The sequence below is a fragment of the Corynebacterium jeddahense genome, assembly GCF_028609865.1.
Classification (GTDB): Bacteria; Actinomycetota; Actinomycetes; order Mycobacteriales; family Mycobacteriaceae; genus Corynebacterium; species Corynebacterium jeddahense.
Genome location: NZ_CP063194.1, coordinates 598,232 through 623,625, shown reverse-complemented (window position 1 = coordinate 623,625; position 25,394 = coordinate 598,232). Strand labels below are relative to the sequence as shown.

The window sequence follows — 25,394 nt, the reverse complement described above, 5'->3', positions numbered from 1 at the left end:
GGTTTAGGATGTCAGGCGTGTTCGCTTCCCGTAAGTTCTCCCGCCCCGCCCCCGTCGCCGCCGTTACGGTGGCAGCGGCTGCCGCGCTGACGCTCACCGCCTGCGGCGGCCAGAACGACGAGCCGGCCAACGACCCCACCGACGACGCTTCCGCGGTCTCCGAAGCAACGGAGACCACCGAATCCTCCACCGAGCCCTCAACCACGACGGCGACAAGCACGGCGACCGCCACGAGCTCGGCGACCCCCAGCACCGGCGCGACCACGACGCACTCGGGCACCGGCGCGGCAGCGGCGACGGGGCGCACGACGGCGGCGACGCAGACGTCGAAAAGCAAAAGCTCCTCTCGCGGCTCCGAGACGCTAAAGGAGGTGCGCGAGCGCTTCTCCACCCTCGCGCCGGGCGAATTCTTCGACAAGCTCGACGAGTGCTCGCCGTCCGGGATCAGCGGCTCGTTCGACTGCTCCGGCGACGAGATCGGGCAGTTCCAGTTCTTCGACTCGGAGTCGAAGGCGGCATCGACCACGCAGCTGCTCACCGAGCTGCGCTCCTCGCGCGTGGTGGAGGACGACGGCGACCGCATCGTCGGCTGGTCCACGCTGGGCACCTCCGCGATCATCACCGTGGTGGACAACCGCGCGGGCCAGGTGCTGCAGCAGCTCGTCTCCTCAGACCAGGAGGATCCGCGCCAGCGCATCTACGACCTCGGCCTGGCCACCCGCTAGCTTCAGGTTCGGCGTCAGTCGCACGTCGGCACGTCGCGCCCGGCCGCGTACGCGTCCATCGCGTTGACGGCCTCGGTGAGGTTCGCCACCGCCGCCACCGTCATCGCGCCCGCGTGCGCACCCTTGACGGCGGGGCAGTTGTCCCGCGGCGCGAGGAAGAGCTCGGCGCCCGCGTCGCTCGCGGCCCGGATCTTGTGCTCGATGCCGCCGATCGGGCCGACCGTGCCGTCCTCGTCGATCGTGCCCGTCCCGGCGACTTTCTTGCCGCCGTTGAGCTCGCCGGGCGTGAGCTTGTCAATCACCGCGAGCGAGAACATCATGCCCGCGCTCGGGCCGCCAACGTCGTTGAGGTTGTAGTGCACGCTCACGCCGCCGGCGGGCTCGGAGTTCATGAGAATCCCGAGCATCGCCTGGCCCTTCTCGTGCGGGTTCTCCCCCAGCGTCACGCTCACCGTGCTGTCCTGCCCGTCGCGCTCGATGCCGAGCTCGACCGTGTCGCCGGGCTGCTTCGCGCGCACCGCCTGCTGCACGTCGCTCGGCGTATCGACGTCAGCTTCGCCCACCTTCACAATCCGGTCGCCCGCGCGCAGCACCCCGTCCGACGCGCTGCCGTCGACCACGTCGTGCACCGCGACGGTGGTCGGCCGGTTGAGGTAGTGCATCGCGGCGACGGTCGCCGACGCCTCCGAGGCGACGAACGCCTGCTGGTTCATCTCGCGCGTCTGTTCCTCGTTCGAGTCCGGCGGCATGATCTGCTCGATGGGCACGATGGTGTCGTCGGTGGCCACCCACCGCCCGATCGCTTGCCCGAGCGTCATGTTCGTGCGCACCGACACCGTGGTCATGTTGAGCTGCCCGCCGGTCTCGAGCGTCGGCGTGCCTTCGATGTCCACCACCGGCTCGCCGCCGGCGTCGCCAAGTGTGTCGAAGACGGGCCCCGGCCCCTCCGCCGCGTACGGCACGGTGAGGCGGATGCTGGTGCCCGGGATGTGGTCGATGACCAGCGCCCCGGCCAGCAGGGCGACCGGGATCGCGCCCCACACGAGCGTGGACCACCGCCGGTTGCGTACCTCGAGCGCGTCTGACATGGGGGCAGATCTTAGCGCAGCGCCCCGGCACACTCTCGACGGCCGAAGGTATCCTTGCGCGTATGACTCACGGATTCGGATTTTCCTTTCCCAACGACTCGAACGATGACGGCGACGACCGCGAGAACAACGAGCGCCGCGGCGAGCCGTCGAATCCGTTCGCCGCATTCGGCTTCGGCGGGAACATCGGGGGCCAGTCCGGCGCCCAGGGCCAAGGCGGTCTGGGCGACATGCTCAACCAGTTCGGGCAGATGCTCTCCGGCATGGGCTCGTCGATGAACGCGCAGGACAAAGGCGATGCGGTGAACTTCGACCTCGCCGCGCGCATGGCGCGCCAGCGCATCGGCAGCACCCCGGCGGTGTCCGAGGCTGACACGCGCGCGGCCGAAGAGTCCCTGCGGCTCGCGGAGCTGTGGCTCGACGACGCCACCACGCTGCCCGCGAGCCAGGCGAAGCCGGAGGCGTGGAACGCCGAGCAGTGGCTGGCCAAGACGATGCCGATGTGGAAGCGACTGGTCAACCCGGTTGCGGACCACATGAACCGCGCGCAGCTGGAGACGATGCCGGAGGAGGCCCGCGAGATGATGGGCTCGATGGCGGGCGTGGTGAACCAGATGAACGCCATGCAGTTCGGCATGAAGCTTGGCCACGCGCTCGGCGACCTCGCCCAGCAGGCGCTCACCGGCTCCGACTTCGGTCTCCCCGTCGCCCCCGCCGGCGTCGCGGCGGTGCTGCCGCGCAACGTCGCTGAGATCTCGAAGGGCCTGTCCCTGCCCGGGCAGGAAGTGATGGTCTACATCGCCGCGCGCGAGGCCGCCCGGCAGCGCCTCTTCCGCCACGTGCCGTGGCTGGTGGAGCGCCTCGTCTCCTCCGTGGAGGAGTACGCGGCGGGCCTGGAGATCGACACGTCCCACATCGAGGAGGTCGTGCGCGGGCTCAACCTGGAAAGCGGGGACCCGCAGCAGATCCAGGACGCGCTGCAGAACCTGCAGGGCGAGGATCTCTCGCCGCGCGTCGGCTCCCGCAACGCCGGGGCGACCTCGCGGCTGGAGACGCTCATCGCGCTCGTGGAGGGCTGGGTCGACGTCGTTGTCGCCGAGGCGCTCGGCGAGCGCATCCCGTCGACGCCGCAGCTCGCGGAGGCGTGGGCGCGCCGCCGCGCGACCGGCGGGTCGGCGGAGCAGGCGTTCTCCACGATCGTCGGCATTGAGCTCGGCGCCCCGCGCACCCGCGACGCGGCGGAGCTGTGGCGGCGCATCGGCAACGCCGTCGGTACGCAGCGCCGCGACGCGGTGTGGGACCACCCGGACTTCCTGCCCACCGCGGAGCACCTGGACAACCCCGCCGCCTTCATCGACACGCTGCTCGACGACGCGCCGGACACCGACCTCGACGACGAGTTTGCCAAGCTCGAGCAGGAGCTGCGTGACAACCCGGAGCTCAAGCGCGAAGAGGGCGACGGCAAGGACGACGGCAGCCAGGACGGCACCGAGCTGTAGCGGGGCTGTAGCGGGGCTGTAGCGGGGCTGTAGCGGCGCGCTCACCCGAAGCGCTGGTACGCCTCAAGGTAGCCTTTCGCCCGCTCCGCGTGCGGCACCCGGTCCGCCCACGCGTAGAACTCCGCGCTGTGGCCGGGGATGAACGTGTGCGTGAGCTCGTGCACGACCACCGCGTCGAGCACGTAATCCGGCACCTGCTTGAGCCGGTCGCTGATGCGGATCTCCCCCGTGGACACGGTGCACGACCCCCAGCGGGCCGACTGGTTGGACACCCAGCGGATCGACCCCACGGTGGCCCGGCCGTCCAGCACCGTGCGGTTGAGGGTCTCGGCGCGGGACCGGAGGTCGGCGTCGCTACGCAGGCTCGACGTCGATTTCCGGGAGAGCTTCGCCAGCATCTCCTCGACGGCCGCGCGCTCCTGCGCCGGGGTGAACCGGTCCGGGATACGGATCTCCGCGACGCCGCCCACGACGCGGGCCTGCACCGTCCGCGACCTGCGCGCGGAGCGGATCACGCGGTACACCATCCCGCCCGGTGTCTCGTTCACGCTGCCTGCCATGGCGACCGATTGTAGGATGCGCGGTCGGGGGGGGAGATGACTGTGATACTCAACGACCACGACCGGATCAGGCTCGCGCCCGGGGTGCGCCCGTTTCTGCGCGCGCCGACCATCGTCCAATTCGGCGCGGACGCCACGCGCACCGGCATGATCACCACGCCCGCCGCGCGCGAGCTCGTGCCCGTGCTGCAGGGCCTCGCGCGGCCGAAGACGCTGCGACGCGCCGTCGAGGCGGCCGCCTCGGTGGTTGGCCCCGACGCGGCGCACAGCCTCATCGACGACCTCGTTTCCTACCGCATCCTCGTCCCGGTGCGCTCCCCCGCCGTGCTCACCGTCGGGCACGGCGAGCTGGCCGCGCAGGTGCGCACCGGCCTCGAGCTCGCCGGCCTCGAGGTGCGCGCCCCGCTGCGGGGCGAGGCGCTCGCCCGCTTCGTCCTGCGCCAAGAGCCGACCCTGCCCCTCATCGCCGTGAATTGCGCCGCGCTTCTCGACGATGTGAACGCCCTGGCCAGCAACCGCAGCGGGGCGATCGTGCCCGTCACGCAGGTCGACGCCCGCGTGTTCGTCGGCCCCGTGGCGGCGCCGGGCGGGCCGTGCCCCGTCTGCGCCCGCCACTACCACCTCGACCGGGACCCGAACTGGAACATCGTGGTGGAGCGGGCCCCGCTCGCTGCCGACACCGAGGCGGTCTCGCTCGCCGCCGGGGCCGCGGCCGCGGTGCTCGTGGCGCGCAAGCTCGCGGGGGTGCCGGACCCGCCCGGCGTCGGCACCGGCCCGGTCGGGCCCGGGCACCTCGTCACCGTCGACCCGTACGGCCAGGTGCCGGTGCGGGCGGAGACGCTGCCGCCCCACCCCGACTGCCCGAGCTGCTACTAGCGGAACTGCGCCAGCACGCCGAGTACCCCGGCGCCGAACTGCTCCACCTTCACCGGCCCGACGCCGGAGATGTCGAGCATCTCCGCCTCGCTCGCCGGCATCGCCTCCGCGATCGACATGAGCGTGGCGTCCGAGAACACCACGTAGGCAGGCTTGTTCGCGGCGCGCGAGACCTCGAGGCGCCACCGCTTGAGCGTCGCAAGCACGCGCTCGTCGTACCCCGGCTCGCACGACTCGTGCCTGCCCAGCGCCTTGTCCGCGGGCGTGGCCAGCGGGTTGCCGCACACGCGGCAACGCTTGTTGCGCTTGAGCCGCTGCGGCGACTGCTCGACGTCGAGCTGCGGGACGAGCCCGTCGAGGAAGCGCGAGCGCGACCGGTTCTTGTGCCCGCCCTCCTGGCGCGCGAGCGACCACGACAGGTGCAGGTGCTCGCGGGCGCGGGTGACGCCGACGTAGAACAGTCGCCGCTCCTCCTCCACTTGGTCGTCGCCCGCCTTGATCGCGTGCGAGATCGGCAGCGTCTTCTCCACCAAGCCGACGAGGAAGACCGCGTCCCACTCGAGCCCCTTCGCGGCGTGGAGGCTGGCCAGGGTCACCCCGTCGACGGCGGGCGGCTGCTTCGCGTCCGCGCGCCGGCGCAGCGAGACGAGCACCTCCGGCAGCGTCGAGGCCTCCTGGGAGCGCACGATCTCCTCGATGAGGTCCACGAGCGCGCTGAGCGCCTGCCAGCGCTCGCGGGCCTGCGCACCCTCCGGCTCGGTGGGAGTCAGACCGAGCGGGGCGAGGGCTGCGCGCGCGACGACGACGGGATCGCTCGGCAGGTCCGTGCGCTTCGCGGAGCGCACGAGCTGGGCGAGGGCATCGCGGATCTCCGCGCGCTGGAAGAACCCCTCGCCGCCGCGCACCTGGTAGACGATCCCCTCGTCCGCGAGCGCCGCTTCGAACGCGGCGGACTGCGCGTTGATGCGGTAGAGGATGGCGATCTCGCGGGCGGGCACGCCGCTGTCGAGCAGCTTGCGCACCTCCGCCGCGACCGCGCGGGCCTCCGAAGGTTCGTCGTCAAACCCGCGGAACTGCGGCTCCGGGCCGTGGCCGCGCATCCCCTGCAGCTCGAGCCGCGTGCCGGCCACGCGCCCGCTCGCCTTGCCGATGACGGTGTTGGCGAGCTCCGTGATCTCCACCGTCGAGCGGTAGTCGCGCTGCAGCTTGACGACGGTCGCGTGCCCGTACGTCCGCGAGAAATTCAGCAGGTAATCCGGGGTCGCGCCCGTGAACGAGTAGATGGTCTGGTTCGCGTCGCCGACGACGGTGAGGTCGTCGCGGGTGCCCAGCCACCCCTCGAGCACGCGCTGCTGCAGCGGGGTGACGTCCTGGTACTCGTCCACCACGAACGACTGGTACTGGGCGCGGAACTCCTCCGCCACCGCCGGCGCGTTCTCGAGCGCGCCCGCGACGTGGAGCAGCAGATCGTCGAAGTCGAGCAGCATCCCGTCCGGGTTCGTCTTCGCCTCCTCGTAGAGGCGGTAGACCTGTGCGACCTTCGCCACGTCGGCGGGCGGGGTGCGCGGCGACTCGCCGATCCGCTGGACGTAATCGTCCGGGCCGATGACGCTCGCCTTCGCCCACTCGATCTCCGAAAGCAGGTCGCGCACCATGTCCTTGCCCGTGTCCAGCCCCGCGGCGCGGGCCGCCCGGGCGACGTACGGGAACTTGTTGTCCAGGACCTTCCACGGCAGGTCCCCGGCGATCTGGGGCCAGAAGTACTGCAGCTGGCGCATCGCGGCGGAGTGGAACGTGCGCGCCTGCACCCCGCCGATGCCCATGGAGCGCAGGCGGTCCGCCATCTCCCCCGCCGCGCGTTTGGTGAACGTCACGGCGAGCACGCGGTTCGGCGCGACCTGCCCCCTGTCGATCATGTTCGCGATGCGGTACGTGATCGTCCTCGTCTTGCCCGTGCCGGCGCCCGCCAGGATGCATACCGGGCCGCGCGGCGCCTCCGCGGCCACGCGCTGGTCCGCATCCAGCACGCTGAGGTCTATCGCCATGTCCCCGCCTTTCGTGTGTCGTGTCCTGCCCACCGGTCGATGAGCCGGCGCGCGATCGTGCCGTGCGCCGCGAGGTCGAGCCCCGGCAGCTCCTCCCGGCTCGCCCACCGGGTGCGCGCGAGCTCCCCGCCGGTCGGCGCCTGCGCGTCGACGTCCGCGGTGCGCGACGTCATGCCGAGCATGAGCGCGCCCGAGGCGGGCCACGGCTGGGACTCGACGTAGGCGACGTCCCCGACGCGGCGCCCGGTCTCCTCGAGCACCTCGCGGGCGAACGCGGCCTCGATGGACTCCCCGACGTCGACGTAGCCGGCCACGAGCGTGAAAAAGCCGGGGCGGCGGCGATGCTCGGCGAGCAGGATGCGCTCGCCGTCCTCGCTTTCCACGACGCCGATGACGCACGGGTCGAGCCGCGGGAAGATCGGCGTGCCGGACGCCCCGCGCGCGACGATCCCGGCCTCGCCCCAGGTCACCGCAGACCCGTCGGCCGGGTCGAAGCGGGTACGCTCCCGCGCGTCGAGCAGGCCGACGGCGCGCGCCGCCAGCGGGTGGTCGGCGTGGGTGCGCGCGTCGCCGGTGCGCGGCGCGAGGTCCTCGGCGTTCCAGCCGGTGATGCGAACCGCGTCCACGCCGGGCGCGATGCGCACGGTGTGGGTGGGGGCGGCGGCGGGCGGGACGACGTCGTAAAGCAACGGCTCGCCGGCGGTGTCGACCGGGAAGCGGCCCGCGGTGTCGATGGGCAGGTGCACGGCGCTACTCCTGGCGCGCGGCGTCGCTGCCGTTCATGCGCACGTAAAGCAGGCGGTCGCCCGGCTCGACGGTTTCCGCCTCCGGGGAATCGATGCGGTAGAGCTCGCCGGAGCGCACGACGCCGAGCACGATGTCGGCGAGGTGGCGGGGGTTCGCGCCGACCTCGTCGTCCGCGATCTGGCGCTCGGAGACGGCGAAGCCCTCGTCGGGGCTGAGCAAGTCTTCCATCATCTCCACCACCGGCGGGGTGACCGTGGCGATGCCGAGCAGGCGGCCCGCGGTTTCGGAGGAGACGATCACCGAGTCCGCGCCCGACTGCATGAGCAGGTGCTGGTTCTCGCTTTCGCGCACGCTGACCACGATCATCGCGCTCGGGGCGAGCTCGCGGACCGACAGCGTGATCAGCACCGCCGTGTCGTCCGAGGACGGCGCGACGATGACGGACCGGGCGCGGCTCACCGCCGCGACGCGCAGCACGTCAGACTTCGTGCCGTTGCCGTGGACGGTGACCAGGCCACGCTTCTCGGCGACGGCGAGGGCGTTCGGGTCCGGGTCGATGACGACGATGGACGACGGGGACGCGCCGCCGGCGAGGAGTGCGTCGATCGCGGAGCGGCCTTTCGTGCCGTACCCGATGACGATAGTGTGGTTGCGCACGGAATTCCTCCACTGTTGGATCTGGAGCGTCTTGCGGGAGTCCTCGGTGAGCACGGACAGGGTCGTGCCGACGAGGAGCATGAGGAAGGCCACGCGGGCCGGGGTGATGATGAAGATGTTGACGAGGCGGGCGGACTGCGTCACCGGCGTGATGTCGCCGTAGCCGGTGGTGGACAGCGTCACCGCCGAGTAGTACAGCGCGTCGATGAAGGTGAGGTCTTCGGAGTAGCCGCCTTTGTCCAGGTAGGAGACGAACGCGATGGCGATGATGAGCGCCAGCGCGTACGCGAAGCGGCGGGCCATGAGCGACCACGGGGTGGCACGCACCGCGGTGGGGATGCTGACGACGTCGAGGAGGCGGTGGACGGGGATCTCGAGGTCGGATTCGTCCGAGCGCCACGAAATGATGCGCCGCATTTTCATTTGCTGTCCTCCTCGCGGTGTCCGCGCCTGCTCCTGTCCACTTCGCTGCTTTACTCGCCGCTCGGCTCGCCGGCCGCCGTCGACCCGAGCAGGGCCTCGAGCTGGTCTGCGTCCGGCAAGTCCCGCGGCGCGAAAGTCTCGCCCGTGCGGACGTAGAAAAACACCGCCCGCACCGGTTTACCGTCGCCCGCGATGCGCTTCCACGCCTCACGGTAGACCGCCAGTTGCAGTTTCGCGGATTCCATCCTGTCACGCCGGGGTTTCTCCCCCGTCTTCCAGTCCACCACGACCCAGCCGTCGGCGTCCTCGAATACCGCATCCATGCGCCCGCGCACCACGGCGTTGCCGAGCGCGAGCTCGAACGGGTGCTCCACGAAAGCGGGGGTGCGCCCGGCCCACTCGCTGGCCTCGAAGTTGCGCTTCAGCCGCTCGAGCGTCGCGCGGTCCACGTCCGCCTCGTCCCCGCCGGGTAGCTCGTCCTCGGTGAGTAGTGGGCGCGCGCCGTAGAACTCCTCGAGCCACTCGTGGAAGGCGGTGCCGCGCTTGGCGTAGGTGTTGGGCTTGAACGGCACCGGACGGCGCGCACGGCGGGCGAATTGTGCCGGGTCCGCCTTGAGCGCGACGACGTCCGACGCCGTCAGCTCGCCCGGCATCTCCACGGCGACGTCGCCGGCCTGCGCCGCCTCGTACTCCTCGATGAGCGCGGTGACGTCGCGCTCCCACAGCTCGTAGAGCTCGCCGGCGGCGTAGTCGGGCAGCTGCCGCTGCGCCTCGCGTACCGCGTCGGCCGCCGCGGCATCGGCGGCGGACGGCCCGTAGTTAGGCCACCTGCCCGCGCGCTGCTCCTCGGCGCCGCGGTCGTCACCCGCATCGGCGCGTTGACCGGTGGTGTCGCCGTCGTCCGCGGACTCCGCCGCGTCGGCTCCGTCGTCCCACGTGGCAACGCACGCGTCGCTGATACGCGTGCGCATCTTCTCGAAGTGCTCGTACGGCGCCGCCGACTTGGTTGCGCCGTCGCGCCAGCGCGAGCCGGTGACGATGAGGCGGTGCGCCGAGCGGGTGACCGCGACGTAGAACAGCCGCGCCGTCTCCTCCGCGAGCTCGTCGCCCACCGTCTGCTTCCAGGCATTGGCCGCCTTTTCAAAGTCGGTCCGGTTCTCCACCTCGGCGAACACCTCGTAGACCTCCGGGTCGCCGAACGTCTCGGTCGGCAGGCGGGGCACCAGGGTGAGGAACGTCTCCGTCTTCGCCTTGTACGTCTCCGCGTCGGCGTGCAGCACCGCGACGGTGTCCCACTCGAGCCCCTTCGCCTTGTGGGCGGTGAGAATCTGCACGCGATCCTCGCGCACCGTGACGTTTCCCGGGGCAAGGCCGTCCTCGTGCTCGCGCGCCAGGTCGAAGTAGTTGAGCAGCCCTTCCACGCTCGCGCCCGGATAGGCCGCGACCTCCTCGAGCAGGCGGTCGAGGTGGACGGCGCCCGCCGTCCCGCCGCGCGCGAGGACCTCGGTGCGGATGCCGAAGACGTCGATGATGTCCGCGAACAGGTCGCTGAGCCGCTTGCCCAGGCTGTGGGTGCGCAGCCAGCGCAGCTTCGCCGCGGTGTCGCGCATCCGCCGCAGCCCCTCTTCGCTGTAGCGCTCCGGCTCGCCGAGGTCCGCCAGCGCGTCGGCGAGCCCTTCGGCGCGGTCGGTGCTCGCGCTGATCTCGGCGGCGCGCGCCACGAGTTCGGCGAGCTGCGTGGCGTAGCGTTCCTCCGCGTCGCCCGGCGCGGTCTCGCGCGGCTGGTGCGCGCCGGCGAGGTTGCGCGCGCGGCTGGCGAGCGCGTCGATGTCGGCGAGGCCGAGACCCACCGCCGGCCCGCCGAGGATGCGCAGCGCGGCCGCGGTGTCATCCGGGCGCACGAGCATCGTCGCTACCGCGACGGTGTCGGCCACCTCCGGGACGTCGAGCAGTCCCGCCAGCCCCACGATCTCGTACGGCACGCCGCGCTCCTCCAGCGCCTCGGCAATGAGGTGCGAGTGGCGGTTCTTGCGCACGAGCGCGGCGGCGGAAAACGGCCTGCCGGCCGCCTCCGCGGCGCGGTATTCCTCCGCGAGCGCGTCGGCGACGAACTCGATCTCGGCGCCCTGGTCGGTGAAAAACCCAAGCGTGACGTCGCCCGCGCCCGCGCCCGGGCGTGCCTCGAGCGGGGCGACGGCGCGGGCGGCGCCGGTGCCGAGGATGGCGTCGGAGACCCCGTTCGCGAGCGCGAGCACCTCGGGCGGGTTGCGCCAGGAGGTGGTGAGCTGCTTCACCGGCGCCGGGCCGGTGGAGGACGGGAAATCCTCGGGGAACGCCTGCAGGTTCGCCGCCGTCGCGCCGCGCCACCCGTAGATCGCCTGCATCGGGTCGCCCACCGCGGTGACCGTTAGGCCGGGGTCGGCGCCGTCGCCGAACAGGCTGCGCAGCAGCACGCGCTGCGCGTGTGAGGTGTCCTGGTACTCGTCGAGCATGACCACGCGGAAGCGGGCGCGCTGCGACTCGCCCACGCTCGCGTGGTCGCGCGCGAGCTTCGCCGCCACCGACATCTGCTCGTTGAATGTGACCACCCCGCGGCGGCGCAGTTCCGCGTTGAGCGCGTCGACCAGGGGTAGGTACAAGATGCGTTCCTCCTGGCGCGCGCGCCACCCGGTGAGCGTCTGGTTGAACTCCACCCTGGCCCGCGGCCCCTTGGGGTACGCCTCCGTCTCGGCGAGGAAGTCCCTGGCGTGCTCGCGCACCCAGTCCGGCTCGGCGAGCTCGTTGCCCATCGCCGTGGACAGCTCGAGCACGTTGTCGACCACGGTGTTCAGCGTGACGTTCGTGCCGAACTCGGAGATCACCCCGCCGGCGTAGTTGGTCACGACATCCGTCGCAATCGCGTGCAGCTCCGCGTCGGTGATCAGCCGGGCGTCCGGCTCCACCGGGACGAGCAGCCCGTACTCGCGGATGAGCGTGCCCGCGTAGGAGTCGTAGGTGGCCACGGTCGGCGCGATGATCTGCAGCGTCTCGGCGAGCTCCCCCGACGGGTCGAGGCGGCGGATGAGCTCCGTGTTGCTCGCGAGCGCGCCCAGCCGGTCGCGGATGCGCTTGCCCATCTCGTGCGCAGCTTTCCGGGTGAAGGTGAGGCCGAGCACCTCGTCCGGCCGGACGTAGCCGTTGGCGACGAGCCACACCACGCGCGCGGCCATGGTCTCGGTCTTGCCGGCTCCGGCGCCCGCCACCACGAGCAGCGGGCCCGTCTCCGCCCCGATTACGTCCGCCTGCTGCGGCGTCGGCGGGTACGGCTGGCCGAGGTAGCGCGACAGTAACACCGGCGACATCGGTTCGTTGGGGTTAGCCATGACTGATCGTTGCTCCTTCCGGCTGCACCGGGCACAGGGCCCGCACTTCGCACCGCTCGCAGTGGTCGCCCGTCGTGGCGAGGAGCGTCGGCCCCCGCATCTCCTCCGGCAGGCCGTCGATCGCCGCCGCGAAGGCCGCGAGCTCGTCCTCGGTCTTCGGCGCCTGCTCCCGCGTGGCCGCTTTGGCCCGCTTCGGGGCCGGGTAGACCAGTACCGCGCCGCCAACCTCGAGGGGCGTGTCCGACGCCGACGCCGTGGTCACCTTGTCCCCCGCGATCACGCCCTTCGACAGCGCCAGCTGGTACGCCGCGAGCTGCGCGTTGTCGGCGGTCTTCGCCGCCGTCGGCGGGGTCGCGCCGGTTTTCAGGTCCACGATGTGCAGCGCGCCACTCTCCTCGCGCTCCAGGCGGTCGAGTCGCCCGCGGATGCTCGCGTGCTCGCTCACCTCGACGTCCACCTCGGCCTCTACCGCCACCTGCTCAAACGCAGAGCGGCTCGCCGTGAGCCATCCCTCGGTGCGCTCGAGCATCGCCTCGAAATCCGCGATGTCGCGCTCCGCCTTCCACGCCGGGGCGGCGTCGGCGGCGCGGCGCGCGGCGACCGCGTCGCGCCGCGCGGTGCCCGGGTCGACACCGCGCCCGAGCGCCTCGAAGTACGCGTGCGCCATCGAGCCGTACACCATCTGCAGGGTCTCGTCGAGCCCGGACATACGCACCAGCACCGCCCGCATCGGGCACTCGAGGAGGCTCTCAATCCGCGACGGCGAGAGCGCCCGGCCGCCCTTGACGCGTTCGCGTGTCGACGCCTCCGTGGTCGACCACCACTGCTCCGGGTCCGCGCCCAGCACCCCCGCCTCGGCGAGCCTGGCCAGCTGGCGGGCGGCTTGGGTCTTGTCGCGCTCGCTGCTCGCGGGGTCCGTGAGCACGCGGCGGAACTCGGCGACGAGGTCGTCGTGCGCGAGCACGCGCACCGTTACGGTTGCGCTCTCCCCCGCCGCGCCCTGCGGGCTGCTGGCGAGCTCCACGTGCGCGGGTTCAACGTCGCGTTCGGCGCAGAACTCCTCGACGAAGCGGGAGCGCTGCTCCGCCTCCTCGCTATCCGGGTTTTCCACCGCCGTCACGAGCAGCTTTTCCGTCGCGCGGCTGGTGGCGACGGTGAACAAGCGCCGCTCCTCCGCGAGCCGCTCCCCGGCGTGGTACACCGGCACCGCCGGGTCGACGCCCTCGTCCACGAAGTCCACGAGGTCTTCCTGGCGGAAGAGCGAGCCGGTCTCCCCCATGCTCGGCCAGGTCATCTCCTGCACCCCGCAGACGATGACCCGGCGGTACTCGCGCCCCACCGCGCCGTGCGCCGTGAGCAGGCGCACCGCGTCCGGGGTGGCGCTGCGCCGGTCGCGCACACCACTCGGTAGCTCCTGCTCGGTAATGGAGTCCACGAACGACTCGATGCCCGCCGACGGGCGGCGCTCCGTGTAATCGCCGGCCGCGTCGAACAGCGCCATCACAGAGTCCAGGTCGCGGTCTGCCTGCGACCCCGCGGCGCCGCCGCGCAGCGCCGTGGCGAGCAGGTGGTTCGACAACCCGGTTGCCTCCCACAGCGCCCAGAGCACCTCCTCGACGCTGCCGCCGTCCGCGAGCGCCGCCGCACCCGCGTCCACCGTGCCGCGGATGCGGGCGAGGATGCCCAGCTCCCGGTCCGTGAGCACGGTGCCGAAGTCCGGCAGCCCGCCGGGCGCCCGGAGCAGCTCGCGCAAGGTCTCCTCTGCCCGCTGCTCCGGCTTCCACCGCCGCAGCCCTCGCATAAGCCTGCGCAGGGTCACCGGGTCCGTGCCGCCGACGGGGCTGAGGAGTAGCTCGCGCCACTCGGCTGCCGTGAGGTCGCTGTAGAGGGCCCGCACGGCGAGCAGGAGCGAGGCGACGATGCGCTGCTCGCTGAGCACGAGATCCGTCTGGTCGATCGCCACCGGCACCCCGGAGCGCAAAAGCGCGCGGCGCGCGGGCTCGAGCAGCGGCGCCGAGCGGACCACGACCGCCATGTCCCGGTACGCGACGCCGTCCTCGAGGTGGGCGCGTCGCAGGGTGTCGGCGACGAGCCCGAGTTCCGTCCCCGCGTCCGGTGCGATGGCCACGGACGGCTCCGGCGTGCGCCGGGTCGCCCCGAGGTCGATGACCTCGTGGCCCATCCCGTTGAGACCCCGGAAGAAGGCGGGCGACGCGCCGCGGAAGTGGTAGACGGACTGCTCGAGGCTGCCGCCCACGACGGCGAGGTCCGCCTGACCGATGAGGCGCGAGACGAGCTCGGCCGAGGCGGGCGCGAGGTGCTGCGCGTCGTCCACGATGACGGTGTGCCACGCCCGCGGCAGCGGCAGCCGAAGCGCCGCGTCCACCAGCTCCGAGGCCGAGAGCCTCCGCGCCCCGGACAGCGCCATCACCTGCTGGTACTCGCGCAGGAAGCTCCCCGCGGCCGACCAGATCGGGATGCCGTGGGCGGCGCCGAGCCGCTCGAGGTCCTCCGGGCCGAGGCCGCGCTCCACCGCGCGCAGGAGGAAGTCGCGCAGCTGGCGGGCGAACCCCACCATCGGCAGCGCGGGACGCAGCTCCGCAGGCCACTCGCCCGTGCCGTCCTCGGCGTGGCCTTGCAGCAGCTGGCGGATCACAGCGTCCTGCTCCGCGCCGGAGATGAGCCGCACCTCCTCGTCCACGCTGCTACGCACGATGGCGAACGCGAGCGAGTGCACGGAGCGCACCATCGGCTCGTCTGCGACGTAGCCGGTGTCGGCAAGCGTCTCGGACAGCTCGGCGCGCAGCCGGGCCGCCGACGCCTTGTTATCGGTGAGCACGAGGACTCCGCCGGGGTCTCCCGCTCCCGCCTCCGCGTGACGACGCGTCACCGCCGCCGCCGTATCCACCAGGAAGCTGGACACGCCAGAGCCTGGGGCGCCGGTGACCTTCCACGTGCCGGCGGTGGGCAGCTCCACGTCCCACGCCCGCGCGACCGACGGCCGCTGGCGGGGAACGAGGTACGCCTTCGGTTCAAGGGCCGCCGGGGGGACCGGCGACGGGTGCGAATTGAGCATGGACAAGATTGTGTCAGGTCAGTCCGACACAAGCAGCGAGCCGACCCACTCGATTTTCGAACGCATGTTTGTATACGCCGGATCCACGCAGTTCACGCGGTAGTCCAACGCGCGCTGCGCGAGGTCGCGCAAGGACGGGACGTGCGCCCAGCGGTCGATGACCGCCGCGTCGACCGCCCCGGCCAACAGGCCGTCGACGAGCACGATCGCCGCCGTGTAGCCGCGCGGGCGCAGACCCGCCGACGGGACGATGTCCGTCAGCGTCGCCGGCCCGTCGCCCGCGAAGAGCAGGCACGAGAGAAAATCGAGGTGGGCAACGACTCCGCCCGGCGCGCTGGGCGCGTCGCGCCACACCGCGCGGTCGGCCTCGGCCCGGGGCTCGCCGCGGTAGTCCGCGGGCGGGTCGAACGGGGACATGGCCTCGTCGAAGTACAGGGCGGCGGCCACGGCTTCGTCGATACGCTGCCTCGGCTCACCCTCCGCGAACTCGGTGGCGGTGTAGCCGCCCACGATGAGGCGGCCGTCGGTCGCGCGCACCGGCCTGGCCACGCGCAGCGCGGCGCCGGAGTCGATCTTCTCGCGCACCTTGCCGGACCACGCGGACGCCGCGCTGGCGGGCGAGACCACCGCGCGGCCGAACCTCGTGCCGCCGCCCCACGCCCATCCGAGCGGCTCCCCCTCGGTGCCGTCCAGCTGGAAGGCCGAGAGCACGTGGGCGGGCAGTTCGGGCGCCGCGTTACGCATCGCTTTCACCCGCCTACAGCACCGCCGGGCGCGGGTACGGCCACGGGTTGGCGCGGCAGGTGTCCTGGTTGTCCGGGTACGGCCCCTCGGGGCTCATCTCGCGGAGCTGGGCGTTATTCAGGCTCAGGGTCTGCTGCATCATGATCGGGGCGAGCGCGTTCGGCTCGGGGCACGGCACATGGTCGGCGAACCCGAGGGCGTGGCCGACTTCGTGGTTGATCACGTACTGGCGGTAGCTGCCGATGTCGCCCTGGAACGGGACCGCGCCGCGCACCCAGCGCGACTCGTTGATGATCACGGTGTCATCGCCCGTGATCGTGGTCCGACAGCTTGTCTCGGTGCCCAGCGCCGCGCCGCACAGCTCGGCGGTGGTGTCCAGCGAGGTGAGGCGGATCTTCACCGTCGGGGAATCGGCGTCGGTGACGTGCTCGAAGCGGAAGCGCGGGTCATTGATCCACCCGCGCGGATCTGCCAGCGTCGCGTCGACCATCTTGGCAAAGGACTGGTCCCCGCCGTAGCCGGAGGCGTCGATGCCGTGCTCGACCTCGACGCTGTAGCGCACCACCGTTTCGGTGCCCTGCCCGGCGCTCGCCCCGGGGACGCCGACCTCGTAGAAGGTGCCCTGGCCGGCTGTCGTGTACGGCCCGCCCGGCGGGAGGTCGTGCGGGTCGAACTCGCCCTCGGCGATCTTCGCCGGCTCGAGCGTCGGATCCGTCCGGCCCACCTGCCCGGCAGAGGGCGGCGCTGCCTGCATGCCGGTTTCCCCGACGCGGGCGATCGCCTCGTCATCGGGGTTCTGGAACATGTTGATGAGCACGAAGACCGTGATCACGGCGAGCACCGGCACCGCGTAGGCACGCCACCCGTACTCGCGAGCGAACGCGACGAGGCGCCCTTCCTCGGGGCGCTCCTCCCTGCGCCGGCGCGGCGTACGACCGGCGCGATCCGTGCCACCCTTCTCCCCCGTGGCGGCGTCGGGCCCGTCCGGCCTGTCGAGCTCCCAGCTGTCGAACCAGTCCCCGAAATCGTCGGCGGGGTCCTCGCCTCGCCGGGCCGCGCCCTCGTCGTGGCGGGCGCGCCGGCTGCCGCCCTGCTCGTGTGCGCCGTGCCGTTGTGCCATGAATGGGTAATTTAGCGCATGAAGCCGACAGTTCGGGCCGCGGCGGTGCCCTGCTCCACGTAGACGATGCGCTCGGTGCGGATCAGGTAGCGCTGGCCCTTGGCGTCCTCGAGCTTCAGCGTCGGCTGACCACCCGAGATCGCCTGTTCCACGGTGGAGAGCACATCGTCTTGCCCCTCGGGGAGCTTGATCACGAGTTCACGGGGGCTGTCGGCGAGCCCAATCTTGATGTCCATTCTCACTGTCCTTACTTGTTGCGACGGGGCGGGTGCGCTCACCCGCTCGCAGTGGGCCCATTGTAACGGCCGGCGGTTAAGATGGTCGCGTGCCTTATCCTGCCGAGAGCGAACACGACAGCGCGACGTCCTCCGAGGCCGCCGCGCCGACGTTTGCCTCCCTCGGCGTCGCCGTCGAGATCACCGACGCGCTCGCCCGCCAGGGCATCACCCGCCCGTTCGCCATCCAGGAGCTCGCGCTGCCGATCGCACTGAGCGGGCGCGATCTTATCGGCCAGGCCCGCACCGGGATGGGCAAGACCTACGGCTTCGGCGTCCCGCTGCTCGACCGCGTCTTCGACGACGCGGACATCGCCGAGCTCGACGGCACGCCCCGCGCCCTCGTCGTCGTACCGACACGCGAGCTCGCGGTGCAGGTCGGCGAGGACCTCGAGCGCGCGGCCGAGCTCACCCCGGTCCGCGTGGCCACCATCTACGGCGGCCGCCCGTACGAGGAGCAGATCGAGGTGCTCCACCGCGGCGCCGACGTCGTCGTGGGCACACCGGGGCGCCTGCTCGACCTTGAGCAGCGGGGCGAGCTCCGCCTCGACAACGTGGCCATCCTCGTGCTCGACGAGGCGGACGAGATGCTCGACATGGGCTTCCTCCCGGACATTGAGGCCCTCTGGTCCCACGTCGATACGCGGGCGCAAACGATGCTGTTCTCCGCGACGATGCCCGGGCCCATCCTCGCCCTCGCCCGGGAGAAGATGCTCAAGCCCGTGCACATCCGCGCCGAGGCGGACGACGCGGCGCAGACCCACGCGACGACGCGGCAGGTGGCGTTCAAGTCGCACAAGATGGATAAGCCCGAGGTCGTGGCGCGGATCCTCCAGGCGGAAGGCCGCGAGAAGACGATCATCTTCGCGCGCACGAAACGCTCTGCGGCCGAGCTGGCGGACGATCTCGCGGCGCGCGGGTTCTCCGTCGCGGCCGTGCACGGCGACCTCGGCCAGAGCTCCCGCGAGTCGGCGCTCGACGCGTTCCGCGGCGATACCGCCGAGATCCTCGTGGCCACCGACGTCGCGGCGCGCGGCATCGACGTCGACGACGTCACCCACGTGATCAACTTCCAGACGCCGGACGACCCGATGACCTACGTCCACCGCATCGGCAGGACGGGGCGCGCCGGCCGCACCGGCACGGCGATCACGCTCGTCGGGTACGACGAAACACGCAAGTGGGAGGCCATCGACGACGAGCTCGCCCTCGGCACCGGGGCGCTGCCCGAGTGGTTCTCCACCTCCCCGGACATGTTCGCGGCGCTCGCCATCCCGGACTCGGCGTCGGGCCGCGTGGGCAGCCCGCGTAAAGTGCTCGGAGCACGCTCTCTACAGCTGAAAGGAAGGAAACGGCGTTGAATAAGCCACTGCGCCGCACCCGCGGCGACCTCATCGCCACCGCAGTGATCGCAGGCGTTTCCACCCTGCTGCTTGGCACGGCGTTTGTCACCGCACCGGTGCGTAGCGCCCACCTCTCGCCGTCCGCCGAAGCACACGAGGACTACGGCCAGCTCGCGGTCGTGCCGTCCTCCGTGAGCGAGGGCTTCACGCTGCCGGACACCTCCGGGCGCGACCAGCCGCTCGTGGCCAACGGCCTCATCATCACGTACAACGACCACACCATCACCGCGACGACGCCCGACGGCGAGACGGCGTGGACGTATAAGCGCCCGAACGACCTCTGCCTGGTGGAGCAGGCCTGGGACAAGGTGGTGGCGGTCTACCGCAACCACGCCGGCTGCGGCGACGTCGTCGCCATCGACGCGAAGACGGGCCAGTACGCGGGCACCCGTTCCGCGATCGCGCCGGATGACGTGGTGCGCCTCGCCTCCAATGACCGCGTCGGCTACGCCGCGTCGGACCGGCTCGAGGTGTGGCGCTCCGACCTCGTGCGCACGGTCGAGTACGGCCGCGTCGAGGCGAAGCAGGAGCCGGACATGCAACCGAACGAGTGCACCATCACCTCCGCGCTGACCCGCACCGAGCTCGTCGCGGTGACCGAGACGTGCAACGACGGCTCGTACCTGCGCCTGCAGAAGGCGACGCCGGAGGACTCGCGCAAGCCGGAGATCTTGGCGAACATCTCCATCAGCCCGGACGCGTACCTCGTGGCCATTTCTCAGGACGCCGCGGCCATCTACGACCCGGAGACCTCGGAGGTGCGCGGCTACAACCAGGACGGCAACAGCATCAGCTCCTCCTCCGTGCCCGCCATGGAGAACCCGGAGCTCGGCGCGGACGGGATCATCCACAACCTCCCGGTCGCGGACCTGCCCCACCACATGACGTACTGGCAGAACGGTTCGCTGCTGCTCATGGAGCCGGCCGCCCTCGGGGTGACCGGGGTGTTTCAGGGCGCCCTGGGCACCGGCTTTTCGGCGGGCGACAAGCTGATGTACGCGTCCGACGGCGGCATCGCGGTCGTCGACTGGGACAAGAACGCGGTGGACCGGATCATTCCGGTGGATCGGGGCAGTTACTCCGGGCCCGTCCACATCGCCTCCGCGGGGGCGAACATCGTGGAAAAGCGCGGGGACGAGGTCGTCGTCCTCAAGGCCAACGTCTAGAAGACGGGCCTGCGCTTAACGACGCGCCTTGCGCTCCGCGTAGCGCGCCTCGTTGTACGCGGTGGACTGCGGGTGGAAGATGCCGACGAGCGCGAGCACCGCGGATAGCAGCGTCGCCGCCCCGAGCAGCGGCACGCCGCCCCGGAACATGTAGAACGACACCCCGATAAGGATCGCCTCGGCGAGCACGATCGCGCCCGTCGCGCGCGGCTCGCCGCGCAGGATGGTCCAGGCGGCGTGCCCCACGAAGCCGAACACGATGAAGAGGAACGCCGCAGTGCCCAAGTTGACGTAGTGCGCCGCCGGCGATGCGGATTCGAGCGTGGAGTCGTGGCTGGTGAACTGGGACACGACGAGGAAGATGGCGTAGGCGAACAGCGCCGCGCACTGCAGCAGGACCACGGCGGCGCCGTAGCGCAGCACAGCCGGTGGCTGCGCCGGTTCCCCGGCGGGCCTGGCGGTTTCGCGCCCGCGTGCCCGGGCAGCGTCGTTCTTCAACTCGTTCCTGTTCGCGTCGTTCACGTCGAAGCAGTCTATCCTCCTCGCCCGACACGCCCCACGCCGCGGATCTGAGCAATCGTCCGATTTGACCCTGGATATCCCCCACGATTCTCGTGTTTTACCACGTCAACGCGCATGTTCGCCCGGAGCATTGGGTGAAATCCCACCCGCGGCAACCAGCAAACAACCATTTATTTCTATGAAATGGGTCACAATTTGCTCGCAGACCCTAGCGAGGTCGGGGTGAACGTGCCATTATTTCCCGGTAGCAAAAACAACGGGCTGGTTACACAGCCCTTAACCCTAAGTCACCACAGGGTTAACGCCCGGTAAACCGGAAGACGGGTCCCGCATCCATCGGGAACTACCGCCCGGAACCAGGAATCAAACTTCGTTTGCAACGCACCTGCACACTGTGGGTGTTCAAGTGGTGCGCATTTCTGACCACGCGTGTCTGGCTGCACGTCCGACACCGATGAACTGACACTGACAAAGGAGAGTCACCACAATGGATTGGCGCCATGAAGCAATCTGCCGCGACGAGGACCCGGAACTGTTCTTCCCGGTCGGTAACTCCGGCCCGGCACTTACCCAGATCGCACAGGCGAAGCTCGTCTGCAACCGCTGCCCCGTGACATCCCAGTGCCTGAAGTGGGCGCTGGAGACCGGCCAGGACGCGGGCGTGTGGGGCGGCATGTCCGAGGAGGAGCGCCGCGCCCTCAAGCGCCGCAACAAGGCACGCGCCCGTAACCGCGCCCGCCTGTCGGCCTAATTTTCAGCTCCGTTGACACTGGCGATACAGTAGAACACCTGTATCCGGTACAACACCCCAAGGAGGCCCCCATGAGCAAGCGTGGTCGTAAGCGCAAGGACCGTCGCAAGAAGAGCGCGAACCGCGGCAAGCGCCCCAACGCGTAAGCGCGACGGTAGCGAAAAGGAAGCGGGCACCTCCCCCTCTCCGCAGAGGGAAGGTGCCCGCTTCCTTTTGTGTTGTGCGCCTACTGCATGGACATGAAGGCGAACCCGGCGCCGAGGATGGCGAGGAGGGCGACGATCGAGCCGACGATTGCCGCGACGTTCACCTTGGCCGCGGGCGCGTCCTTGGCCACCTTCTCCTGCACCTGCTCCACCTTGTGCTGGGCCTGCTCGGCCTTCTCGGCCTTTGCCTCAGCCTTCGCCGGCTGCTGCTCAACCTTCTTGTCCTTGTCGATGTGCTCGCCGCCGAAGGACTCCGGGGCCTTCTCCGCCTTGTCGGCCTTGGCAGCCTTGATCTCCTCGACCGGAGCCTCGACCGCGACCTTCTCCGCGGCCGGGACGTCGGCCACCGCGATCTCCTCAGCGGGGATCTCCTTGACCGGCGCGATGTCGTCGGCCTTCACCTCGGCGACCTCGATGTGGGCGCGGGCGCCGATGGACTCGGCGTAGGCGCCGATCCGGCTGTTGTCCAGGCGCAGCACGTCCCAGTCGGCCGGGACGAAGCGCTTGCCCTCCGGCGTGTCGGCGAAGTACGGCTGGTCGGAGTAGTCGAAGTGGCTGAACTGGTACTTGTAGTTCATCGCCGACTTGTAGCCGGCCTGCATCGGCGCCGTGTTCTTGATGTCCGTCGTGTAGTCAGCGGCGCCGTAGTGGCGCAGGCCGAGCGTGTGGCCGAACTCGTGGAGGATCGTGTTGCGCAGCTGCTCCTGCGTCGTCATCCGCGCGTTGTTGGACACGTAGAAGGAGTTGTCGCCGACGAGCGCGATGCCCGAGGCCATGGAGTCCTGGCGCATCTGGTCGCCGATGATGCCCACGCGGAAGATGTTCTGGCGCTCACCGATGGCGTCGATGTTGCGGAGGAGCTTGCGCGCCTCCGGCTCGCCGGGCCCGAAGTAGACCGGCGCGTAATCGACCGTCTCGCCGCCGAAGCGCTTGCCGTAGTTCGGGATGTTCGTGTACACGTCGCCCGCGTCGATGTGGAGGTTGATGCCGTGGTCGTCGAAGAGCTTTACGAGCTGCTCAAGCGTCTCGACGCTCGGAGCGTAGGACTTCCTGTTGGCGTCGGCGCACGCGGCGGCGGCGCGGGCGTTGCAGCCGAGGGTGTCGTACTCGGACTTCATCCAGTTCAGCTGGAGGTACAGATCCGGGCGGTGCGGGTCGGCGCCCCAGTCCGGCAGGGGGATCTCCGTGCCGTCGGAGAGGACAACGCCCTGCTCCTCCCAGATGTCCGGGATGCCGTCGTGGTCGGAGTCCTCAAGCACGGCCGTGTTCGTGCGAATCGGGGCGAGTTCCGCGAAGGCGGCGCCGGAATCGGCGGCAGCCGGCGTGTGCATACCGGCGAGGGAAAGGCTGGCGGCGAGTGCTACTGCGATGCCGTTGCGGAGGTTGGCGCGCATCTCGATACTCCTCGTGTTGTGCCCCGCGGGGCTTTGTTCTGTTGACACCCCTGAGTTTATGCACCGTGTATACGCAGGTAAACCGAACTGAGACGCCAGCATTTTCGGGGCGGATCGTTGAACAAAGTTTCCGGATTGTTCAACGTTTTCACCCGTTCTGGACTGCCGATTGTTCACCAATCGAGCGACAGAAAATAGACGCCTCTCCACTTTGTTGAACGATCCATCATCGGCGCGAGATGGTTTGTTGAACAATAAACTATTCATGTATTTTATGCATTCTCAGGTAATTTCTTACACGTCGACCCAACCCCCGCCGCGACCTGCACTAACCGTTGGTTATACACACTTATAATGGCTCAGAAACGAACAGCCTCGCGCTTGACCCTCGCCCCTCACGCGGAATGTTCAACGGATTGCGGATTGTTCAACGGAACGTCAACCCCCTCTACCCCCGCAAATTACCCCCGCTCGCCGCCCGTCGCGGAACGCGTCGACAAACGCGGCGCTGCAGGCCCGTTTCGGGCAGCAAAAAGCCCGCACCGGGCGTGGTGCGGGCGGGGCGGGCGGTGGCGAACGCTACTGGTAACGCACCCGCGTCACCGTCTCCGTATAGGTCGTCTGCGCGGACGCATCCGCGTAGGAGACGGTGGTGGAGCTGATCGAGGTGATGATGCGCTGGCGCAGCGGCTCCGGCGCCCGGGTCGATGCGCAGCAGTCGCGCACGATCGCGCGCACGTCGCTCTCCGACTGCGCGACCGCTAAGCATTCGGGGCAGGAGGCGATGTCCTCCTTAATCTCCGCGCGGCGCTGCGCCGGGGTCTCCGGGTTGAAAAGCTCGCACAACAGGCGGTGCGTATCGGCGCAACCGTGGCCGCCCGGGTGGTCGTGTCCAGCGGACATTACTTCTCCTTCGCGTCCTGCGTTGTAGCCTCCGGTTTCGCCGCCGCAGCGGCTGCCCCGTCGGCGTGGTCGAGGCCGATGCCCCGTTCGTGTGCCACGTCCTTCAACATCTCCCGCAGTTGCTTTCTTCCCCGGTGCAGCCGGCTCATCACCGTGCCCATGGGAATGTCCATGACGTCGGCGATTTCCTTGTACGACAGGCCCTCCACGTCGGCGTAGTACACCACCATGCGGTAGTCCTCGTTGAGCGCGTTGAGCGCGTCCGAGATCTGCGAGTTCGGCATGGACTTCAGCGCCTCCACCTCGGCGGATTCGAGGCCGGTGGAATCGTGCGAGCTCGACGTGTACAGCTGGCTGTCCGTCACCTCGTCCGCGGAGGTCACCAGCGGGCGGCGCTGCTTCTTGCGGTAGTTGTTGATGTACGTGTTCGTCATAATCCGGTACAGCCACGCCTTGAGGTTGGTCCCCGGCTTGAAGCTGTCGAACGCCTTGTACGCCTTTAAATAGGTCTCCTGCACGAGGTCCTCGGCGTCCTGCGGGTTGCGGGTCATGCGCAGCGCTCCGCCGTACAGCTGGTCCAGCAGTGGCATCGCTTCCTCGGTGAAGCGCGACTTCAGGTCGGCGCCTGCGTCGGCGGGGTCGAGCTCGGTTTCGGGCATGGCAGCCATTGTAGGGCCACACCACCACCCCGCTACCCTGTCCCCATGGCCGACAAAACCCGCGCACTCACCGCCGCCCAGGGCGTGCCCCACGAGGTACTCACCTACGCCCCCAGCCAGGACCACTTTGGCGAGCATTCCGCCACGGAGCTCGGACTCGACCCAGCCGCGGTGCTCAAGACGCTGGTCATCGCGCACGAGCGCGACCTCGCCGTGTGCTGCGTGCCCGTCGCGGGCCACCTCTCCCTCAAGGCGGCGGCGAAGGCGCTCGGCTGGAAGCGCGCCGAGATGGCGGACCCCGCCAAGGCCCAGCGCGCCACCGGCTACGTCGTCGGCGGCATCTCGCCGCTCGGCACCCTTCAGCAGCTGCCCACGCTTATCGACGCCTCCGTGGCCGACCTGCCCGCCGTCACCGTCTCGGCCGGCCAGCGGGGGCTCTCGCTCCGGCTCGCGCCCGGCGACCTCGCCAGCCTGGCGGGAGCGCAGTTCGCCGAGATCAGCGCGCCCTAGCGTCCCATTCCCACAGCGTCTCCCATGAGCTCGGCGTAGTCGTTGCGCACGCCGCCAACTTCCTGCGCCGCCTCGTTCCACACGAGCCGCTGCGCCACCCGCGACGGGTGCACGAGCTCGAGCGCCTCCTCCGGGGAGCCGTCGACCCACTGCCGCACCTCGTCGGGCAGGAGGAAGAGCGGGAGGCGGTGGTGTAGCCACGCCATGTTCTCGGCGGCCTCGGTGGTCACCATGGTCGCGGAGACGCGGTCGCACCCCGTCTCCCACAGCGCGGCGGCGTAGAGCATCCCCTCGTCCGCGCGCACGAAGTACGGCTGCTTGCCGGACTCGCGCTGCTGCCACTCGTAGTAGCCGTCGAGCACCATGAGCCCACGCCGCGCCTTGAACGCGCTGCGGAACGAGGGCTTCTCCGCCACGGTCTCGCCGCGCGCGTTGAACAGCGGCGGGCCCGAGTCGTCCTTCTTCCAGGAGGGCAGGAGGCCCCACCGGGCGGCGTCGATACGCGCCTGCTCCCCCTCGATCCTGATGAGCGGCACCTGCTGCGTCGGCGCGATGTTGTAGCGCGGCGGCGGGGTGCCGTCCGGCGCCTCGACCGCGGCGACGCCGGGCAAGGAGCCGACCTCGGCGAGCAGGTCGTCACCGGAAGTGAAAAGCACGAATCGTCCACACATGGCTCCATTATT

General features: G+C 70.3%; 23 protein-coding genes. 8 read left to right on the top strand and 15 right to left on the bottom strand.

The annotated features are described in order from the left end of the window. Positions 1–17: 17 nt before the first annotated feature. Positions 18–725, top strand: coding sequence for a hypothetical protein (locus CJEDD_RS03050; RefSeq protein WP_232297736.1), 708 nt, complete (start codon positions 18–20; stop codon positions 723–725). 14 nt (positions 726–739) lie between these two features. On the opposite strand, the gene CJEDD_RS03045 is transcribed toward CJEDD_RS03050, so the two are convergent. Then, the gene (locus CJEDD_RS03045; RefSeq protein WP_042408318.1) at positions 740–1,813 is read right to left on the bottom strand and encodes a YlbL family protein; all 1,074 of its coding nucleotides are present in this window, start codon (positions 1,811–1,813) and stop codon (positions 740–742) included. Positions 1,814–1,875: 62 nt separating this feature from the next. Here CJEDD_RS03045 and CJEDD_RS03040 point away from each other — a divergent pair, with 62 nt between their 5' ends. Further along, positions 1,876–3,312 (top strand): zinc-dependent metalloprotease, encoded by a 1,437-nt coding sequence (locus CJEDD_RS03040; RefSeq protein WP_042408320.1) that lies wholly within the window; start codon positions 1,876–1,878, stop codon positions 3,310–3,312. 41 nt (positions 3,313–3,353) lie between these two features. On the opposite strand, the gene CJEDD_RS03035 is transcribed toward CJEDD_RS03040, so the two are convergent. Next, positions 3,354–3,872, bottom strand: coding sequence for a M48 metallopeptidase family protein (locus tag CJEDD_RS03035; RefSeq protein ID WP_232297737.1), 519 nt, complete (start codon positions 3,870–3,872; stop codon positions 3,354–3,356). Positions 3,873–3,908: 36 nt separating this feature from the next. Between CJEDD_RS03035 and CJEDD_RS03030 the strand changes: the two genes are divergently transcribed. Further along, complete coding sequence (locus CJEDD_RS03030; RefSeq protein ID WP_042408324.1) at positions 3,909–4,748, top strand: hypothetical protein; 840 nt, start codon at positions 3,909–3,911, stop codon at positions 4,746–4,748. On the opposite strand, the gene CJEDD_RS03025 is transcribed toward CJEDD_RS03030, so the two are convergent. The 8 genes from CJEDD_RS03025 to CJEDD_RS02990 are packed head-to-tail and all read right to left on the bottom strand — an operon-like array spanning position 4,745 to position 17,158. Next, positions 4,745–6,793 carry an ATP-dependent DNA helicase UvrD2 gene (locus tag CJEDD_RS03025; protein ID WP_042408327.1) on the bottom strand — a complete coding sequence of 683 codons (2,049 nt, stop codon included), beginning with the start codon at positions 6,791–6,793 and terminating at the stop codon, positions 4,745–4,747. The genes CJEDD_RS03030 and CJEDD_RS03025 overlap by 4 nt on opposite strands. Further along, the gene (locus tag CJEDD_RS03020; protein ID WP_042408329.1) at positions 6,784–7,539 is read right to left on the bottom strand and encodes an NAD(+) diphosphatase; all 756 of its coding nucleotides are present in this window, start codon (positions 7,537–7,539) and stop codon (positions 6,784–6,786) included. The genes CJEDD_RS03025 and CJEDD_RS03020 overlap by 10 nt, the downstream gene beginning before the upstream one ends. Before the next feature lie 4 nt (positions 7,540–7,543). After that, a complete protein-coding gene (locus CJEDD_RS03015; RefSeq protein ID WP_420536341.1) occupies positions 7,544–8,614 on the bottom strand; it encodes a potassium channel family protein in 1,071 nt (356 codons plus the stop codon). A 56-nt stretch (positions 8,615–8,670) separates the two neighbouring features. Further along, a complete protein-coding gene (locus CJEDD_RS03010) occupies positions 8,671–11,982 on the bottom strand; it encodes an ATP-dependent helicase (RefSeq protein ID WP_273657608.1) in 3,312 nt (1,103 codons plus the stop codon). After that, a complete protein-coding gene (locus tag CJEDD_RS03005) occupies positions 11,975–15,058 on the bottom strand; it encodes an ATP-dependent DNA helicase (protein ID WP_042406411.1) in 3,084 nt (1,027 codons plus the stop codon). The genes CJEDD_RS03010 and CJEDD_RS03005 overlap by 8 nt, the downstream gene beginning before the upstream one ends. A gap of 18 nt (positions 15,059–15,076) precedes the next feature. Then, positions 15,077–15,802, bottom strand: a complete 726-nt coding sequence (locus tag CJEDD_RS03000; protein ID WP_042406436.1) for a hypothetical protein — start codon at positions 15,800–15,802, stop codon at positions 15,077–15,079. A gap of 13 nt (positions 15,803–15,815) precedes the next feature. Further along, positions 15,816–16,922 (bottom strand): DUF3152 domain-containing protein, encoded by a 1,107-nt coding sequence (locus CJEDD_RS02995; RefSeq protein WP_081764508.1) that lies wholly within the window; start codon positions 16,920–16,922, stop codon positions 15,816–15,818. A gap of 11 nt (positions 16,923–16,933) precedes the next feature. Next, positions 16,934–17,158, bottom strand: a complete 225-nt coding sequence (locus CJEDD_RS02990; protein WP_042406412.1) for a DUF3107 domain-containing protein — start codon at positions 17,156–17,158, stop codon at positions 16,934–16,936. 89 nt (positions 17,159–17,247) lie between these two features. Here CJEDD_RS02990 and CJEDD_RS02985 point away from each other — a divergent pair, with 89 nt between their 5' ends. Together CJEDD_RS02985 and CJEDD_RS02980 are read left to right on the top strand one after the other, a co-directional pair. After that, on the top strand, positions 17,248–18,558 hold the full coding sequence (locus CJEDD_RS02985; protein ID WP_042406414.1) for a DEAD/DEAH box helicase: 1,311 nt from the start codon (positions 17,248–17,250) through the stop codon (positions 18,556–18,558). After that, positions 18,555–19,766 carry an Rv3212 family protein gene (locus tag CJEDD_RS02980; protein ID WP_042406415.1) on the top strand — a complete coding sequence of 404 codons (1,212 nt, stop codon included), beginning with the start codon at positions 18,555–18,557 and terminating at the stop codon, positions 19,764–19,766. The genes CJEDD_RS02985 and CJEDD_RS02980 overlap by 4 nt, the downstream gene beginning before the upstream one ends. A 15-nt stretch (positions 19,767–19,781) precedes the next feature. On the opposite strand, the gene CJEDD_RS02975 is transcribed toward CJEDD_RS02980, so the two are convergent. After that, on the bottom strand, positions 19,782–20,288 hold the full coding sequence (locus CJEDD_RS02975; RefSeq protein WP_232297693.1) for a hypothetical protein: 507 nt from the start codon (positions 20,286–20,288) through the stop codon (positions 19,782–19,784). Positions 20,289–20,775: 487 nt separating this feature from the next. Between CJEDD_RS02975 and CJEDD_RS02970 the strand changes: the two genes are divergently transcribed. Beyond that, positions 20,776–21,039, top strand: coding sequence for a WhiB family transcriptional regulator (locus CJEDD_RS02970; RefSeq protein WP_042406416.1), 264 nt, complete (start codon positions 20,776–20,778; stop codon positions 21,037–21,039). 71 nt (positions 21,040–21,110) lie between these two features. Next, positions 21,111–21,185 (top strand): 50S ribosomal protein bL37, encoded by a 75-nt coding sequence (locus tag CJEDD_RS12315; protein WP_100227335.1) that lies wholly within the window; start codon positions 21,111–21,113, stop codon positions 21,183–21,185. A gap of 80 nt (positions 21,186–21,265) precedes the next feature. On the opposite strand, the gene CJEDD_RS02965 is transcribed toward CJEDD_RS12315, so the two are convergent. The 3 genes from CJEDD_RS02965 to CJEDD_RS02955 form a co-directional block, all read right to left on the bottom strand. Next, complete coding sequence (locus CJEDD_RS02965; protein WP_042406419.1) at positions 21,266–22,639, bottom strand: hypothetical protein; 1,374 nt, start codon at positions 22,637–22,639, stop codon at positions 21,266–21,268. A 579-nt stretch (positions 22,640–23,218) separates the two neighbouring features. Beyond that, complete coding sequence (locus CJEDD_RS02960; RefSeq protein ID WP_042406422.1) at positions 23,219–23,542, bottom strand: hypothetical protein; 324 nt, start codon at positions 23,540–23,542, stop codon at positions 23,219–23,221. Next, positions 23,542–24,201, bottom strand: coding sequence for a sigma-70 family RNA polymerase sigma factor (locus CJEDD_RS02955; RefSeq protein WP_042406424.1), 660 nt, complete (start codon positions 24,199–24,201; stop codon positions 23,542–23,544). Before CJEDD_RS02955 ends, CJEDD_RS02960 begins: the two co-directional genes overlap by 1 nt. Before the next feature lie 45 nt (positions 24,202–24,246). Between CJEDD_RS02955 and ybaK the strand changes: the two genes are divergently transcribed. Beyond that, the gene (gene ybaK / locus CJEDD_RS02950; protein ID WP_042406425.1) at positions 24,247–24,711 is read left to right on the top strand and encodes a Cys-tRNA(Pro) deacylase; all 465 of its coding nucleotides are present in this window, start codon (positions 24,247–24,249) and stop codon (positions 24,709–24,711) included. Here ybaK and CJEDD_RS02945 read toward each other — a convergent pair. Next, entirely contained in the window at positions 24,708–25,382 is a 675-nt protein-coding gene (locus CJEDD_RS02945; RefSeq protein ID WP_042406427.1) for an SOS response-associated peptidase, read from the bottom strand. The genes ybaK and CJEDD_RS02945 overlap by 4 nt on opposite strands. Positions 25,383–25,394: the final 12 nt, after the last annotated feature.

What these genes read in the sequence shown, in the direction of transcription:
- CJEDD_RS03045 (WP_042408318.1), bottom strand. Translation starts at nt 1,813, where the DNA reads ATGTCAGACGCGCTCGAGGTACGCAACCGGCGGTGGTCCACGCTCGTG.
- CJEDD_RS03040 (WP_042408320.1), top strand. Translation starts at nt 1,876, where the DNA reads ATGACTCACGGATTCGGATTTTCCTTTCCCAACGACTCGAACGATGAC.
- CJEDD_RS03035 (WP_232297737.1), bottom strand. Translation starts at nt 3,872, where the DNA reads ATGGCAGGCAGCGTGAACGAGACACCGGGCGGGATGGTGTACCGCGTG.
- CJEDD_RS03030 (WP_042408324.1), top strand. Translation starts at nt 3,909, where the DNA reads ATGACTGTGATACTCAACGACCACGACCGGATCAGGCTCGCGCCCGGG.
- CJEDD_RS03025 (WP_042408327.1), bottom strand. Translation starts at nt 6,793, where the DNA reads ATGGCGATAGACCTCAGCGTGCTGGATGCGGACCAGCGCGTGGCCGCG.
- CJEDD_RS03015 (WP_420536341.1), bottom strand. Translation starts at nt 8,614, where the DNA reads ATGCGGCGCATCATTTCGTGGCGCTCGGACGAATCCGACCTCGAGATC.
- CJEDD_RS03010 (WP_273657608.1), bottom strand. Translation starts at nt 11,982, where the DNA reads ATGGCTAACCCCAACGAACCGATGTCGCCGGTGTTACTGTCGCGCTAC.
- CJEDD_RS03005 (WP_042406411.1), bottom strand. Translation starts at nt 15,058, where the DNA reads ATGCTCAATTCGCACCCGTCGCCGGTCCCCCCGGCGGCCCTTGAACCG.
- CJEDD_RS03000 (WP_042406436.1), bottom strand. Translation starts at nt 15,802, where the DNA reads ATGCGTAACGCGGCGCCCGAACTGCCCGCCCACGTGCTCTCGGCCTTC.
- CJEDD_RS02995 (WP_081764508.1), bottom strand. Translation starts at nt 16,922, where the DNA reads ATGGCACAACGGCACGGCGCACACGAGCAGGGCGGCAGCCGGCGCGCC.
- CJEDD_RS02990 (WP_042406412.1), bottom strand. Translation starts at nt 17,158, where the DNA reads ATGGACATCAAGATTGGGCTCGCCGACAGCCCCCGTGAACTCGTGATC.
- CJEDD_RS02970 (WP_042406416.1), top strand. Translation starts at nt 20,776, where the DNA reads ATGGATTGGCGCCATGAAGCAATCTGCCGCGACGAGGACCCGGAACTG.
- CJEDD_RS02965 (WP_042406419.1), bottom strand. Translation starts at nt 22,639, where the DNA reads ATGCGCGCCAACCTCCGCAACGGCATCGCAGTAGCACTCGCCGCCAGC.
- CJEDD_RS02960 (WP_042406422.1), bottom strand. Translation starts at nt 23,542, where the DNA reads ATGTCCGCTGGACACGACCACCCGGGCGGCCACGGTTGCGCCGATACG.
- CJEDD_RS02955 (WP_042406424.1), bottom strand. Translation starts at nt 24,201, where the DNA reads ATGCCCGAAACCGAGCTCGACCCCGCCGACGCAGGCGCCGACCTGAAG.
- ybaK (WP_042406425.1), top strand. Translation starts at nt 24,247, where the DNA reads ATGGCCGACAAAACCCGCGCACTCACCGCCGCCCAGGGCGTGCCCCAC.
- CJEDD_RS02945 (WP_042406427.1), bottom strand. Translation starts at nt 25,382, where the DNA reads ATGTGTGGACGATTCGTGCTTTTCACTTCCGGTGACGACCTGCTCGCC.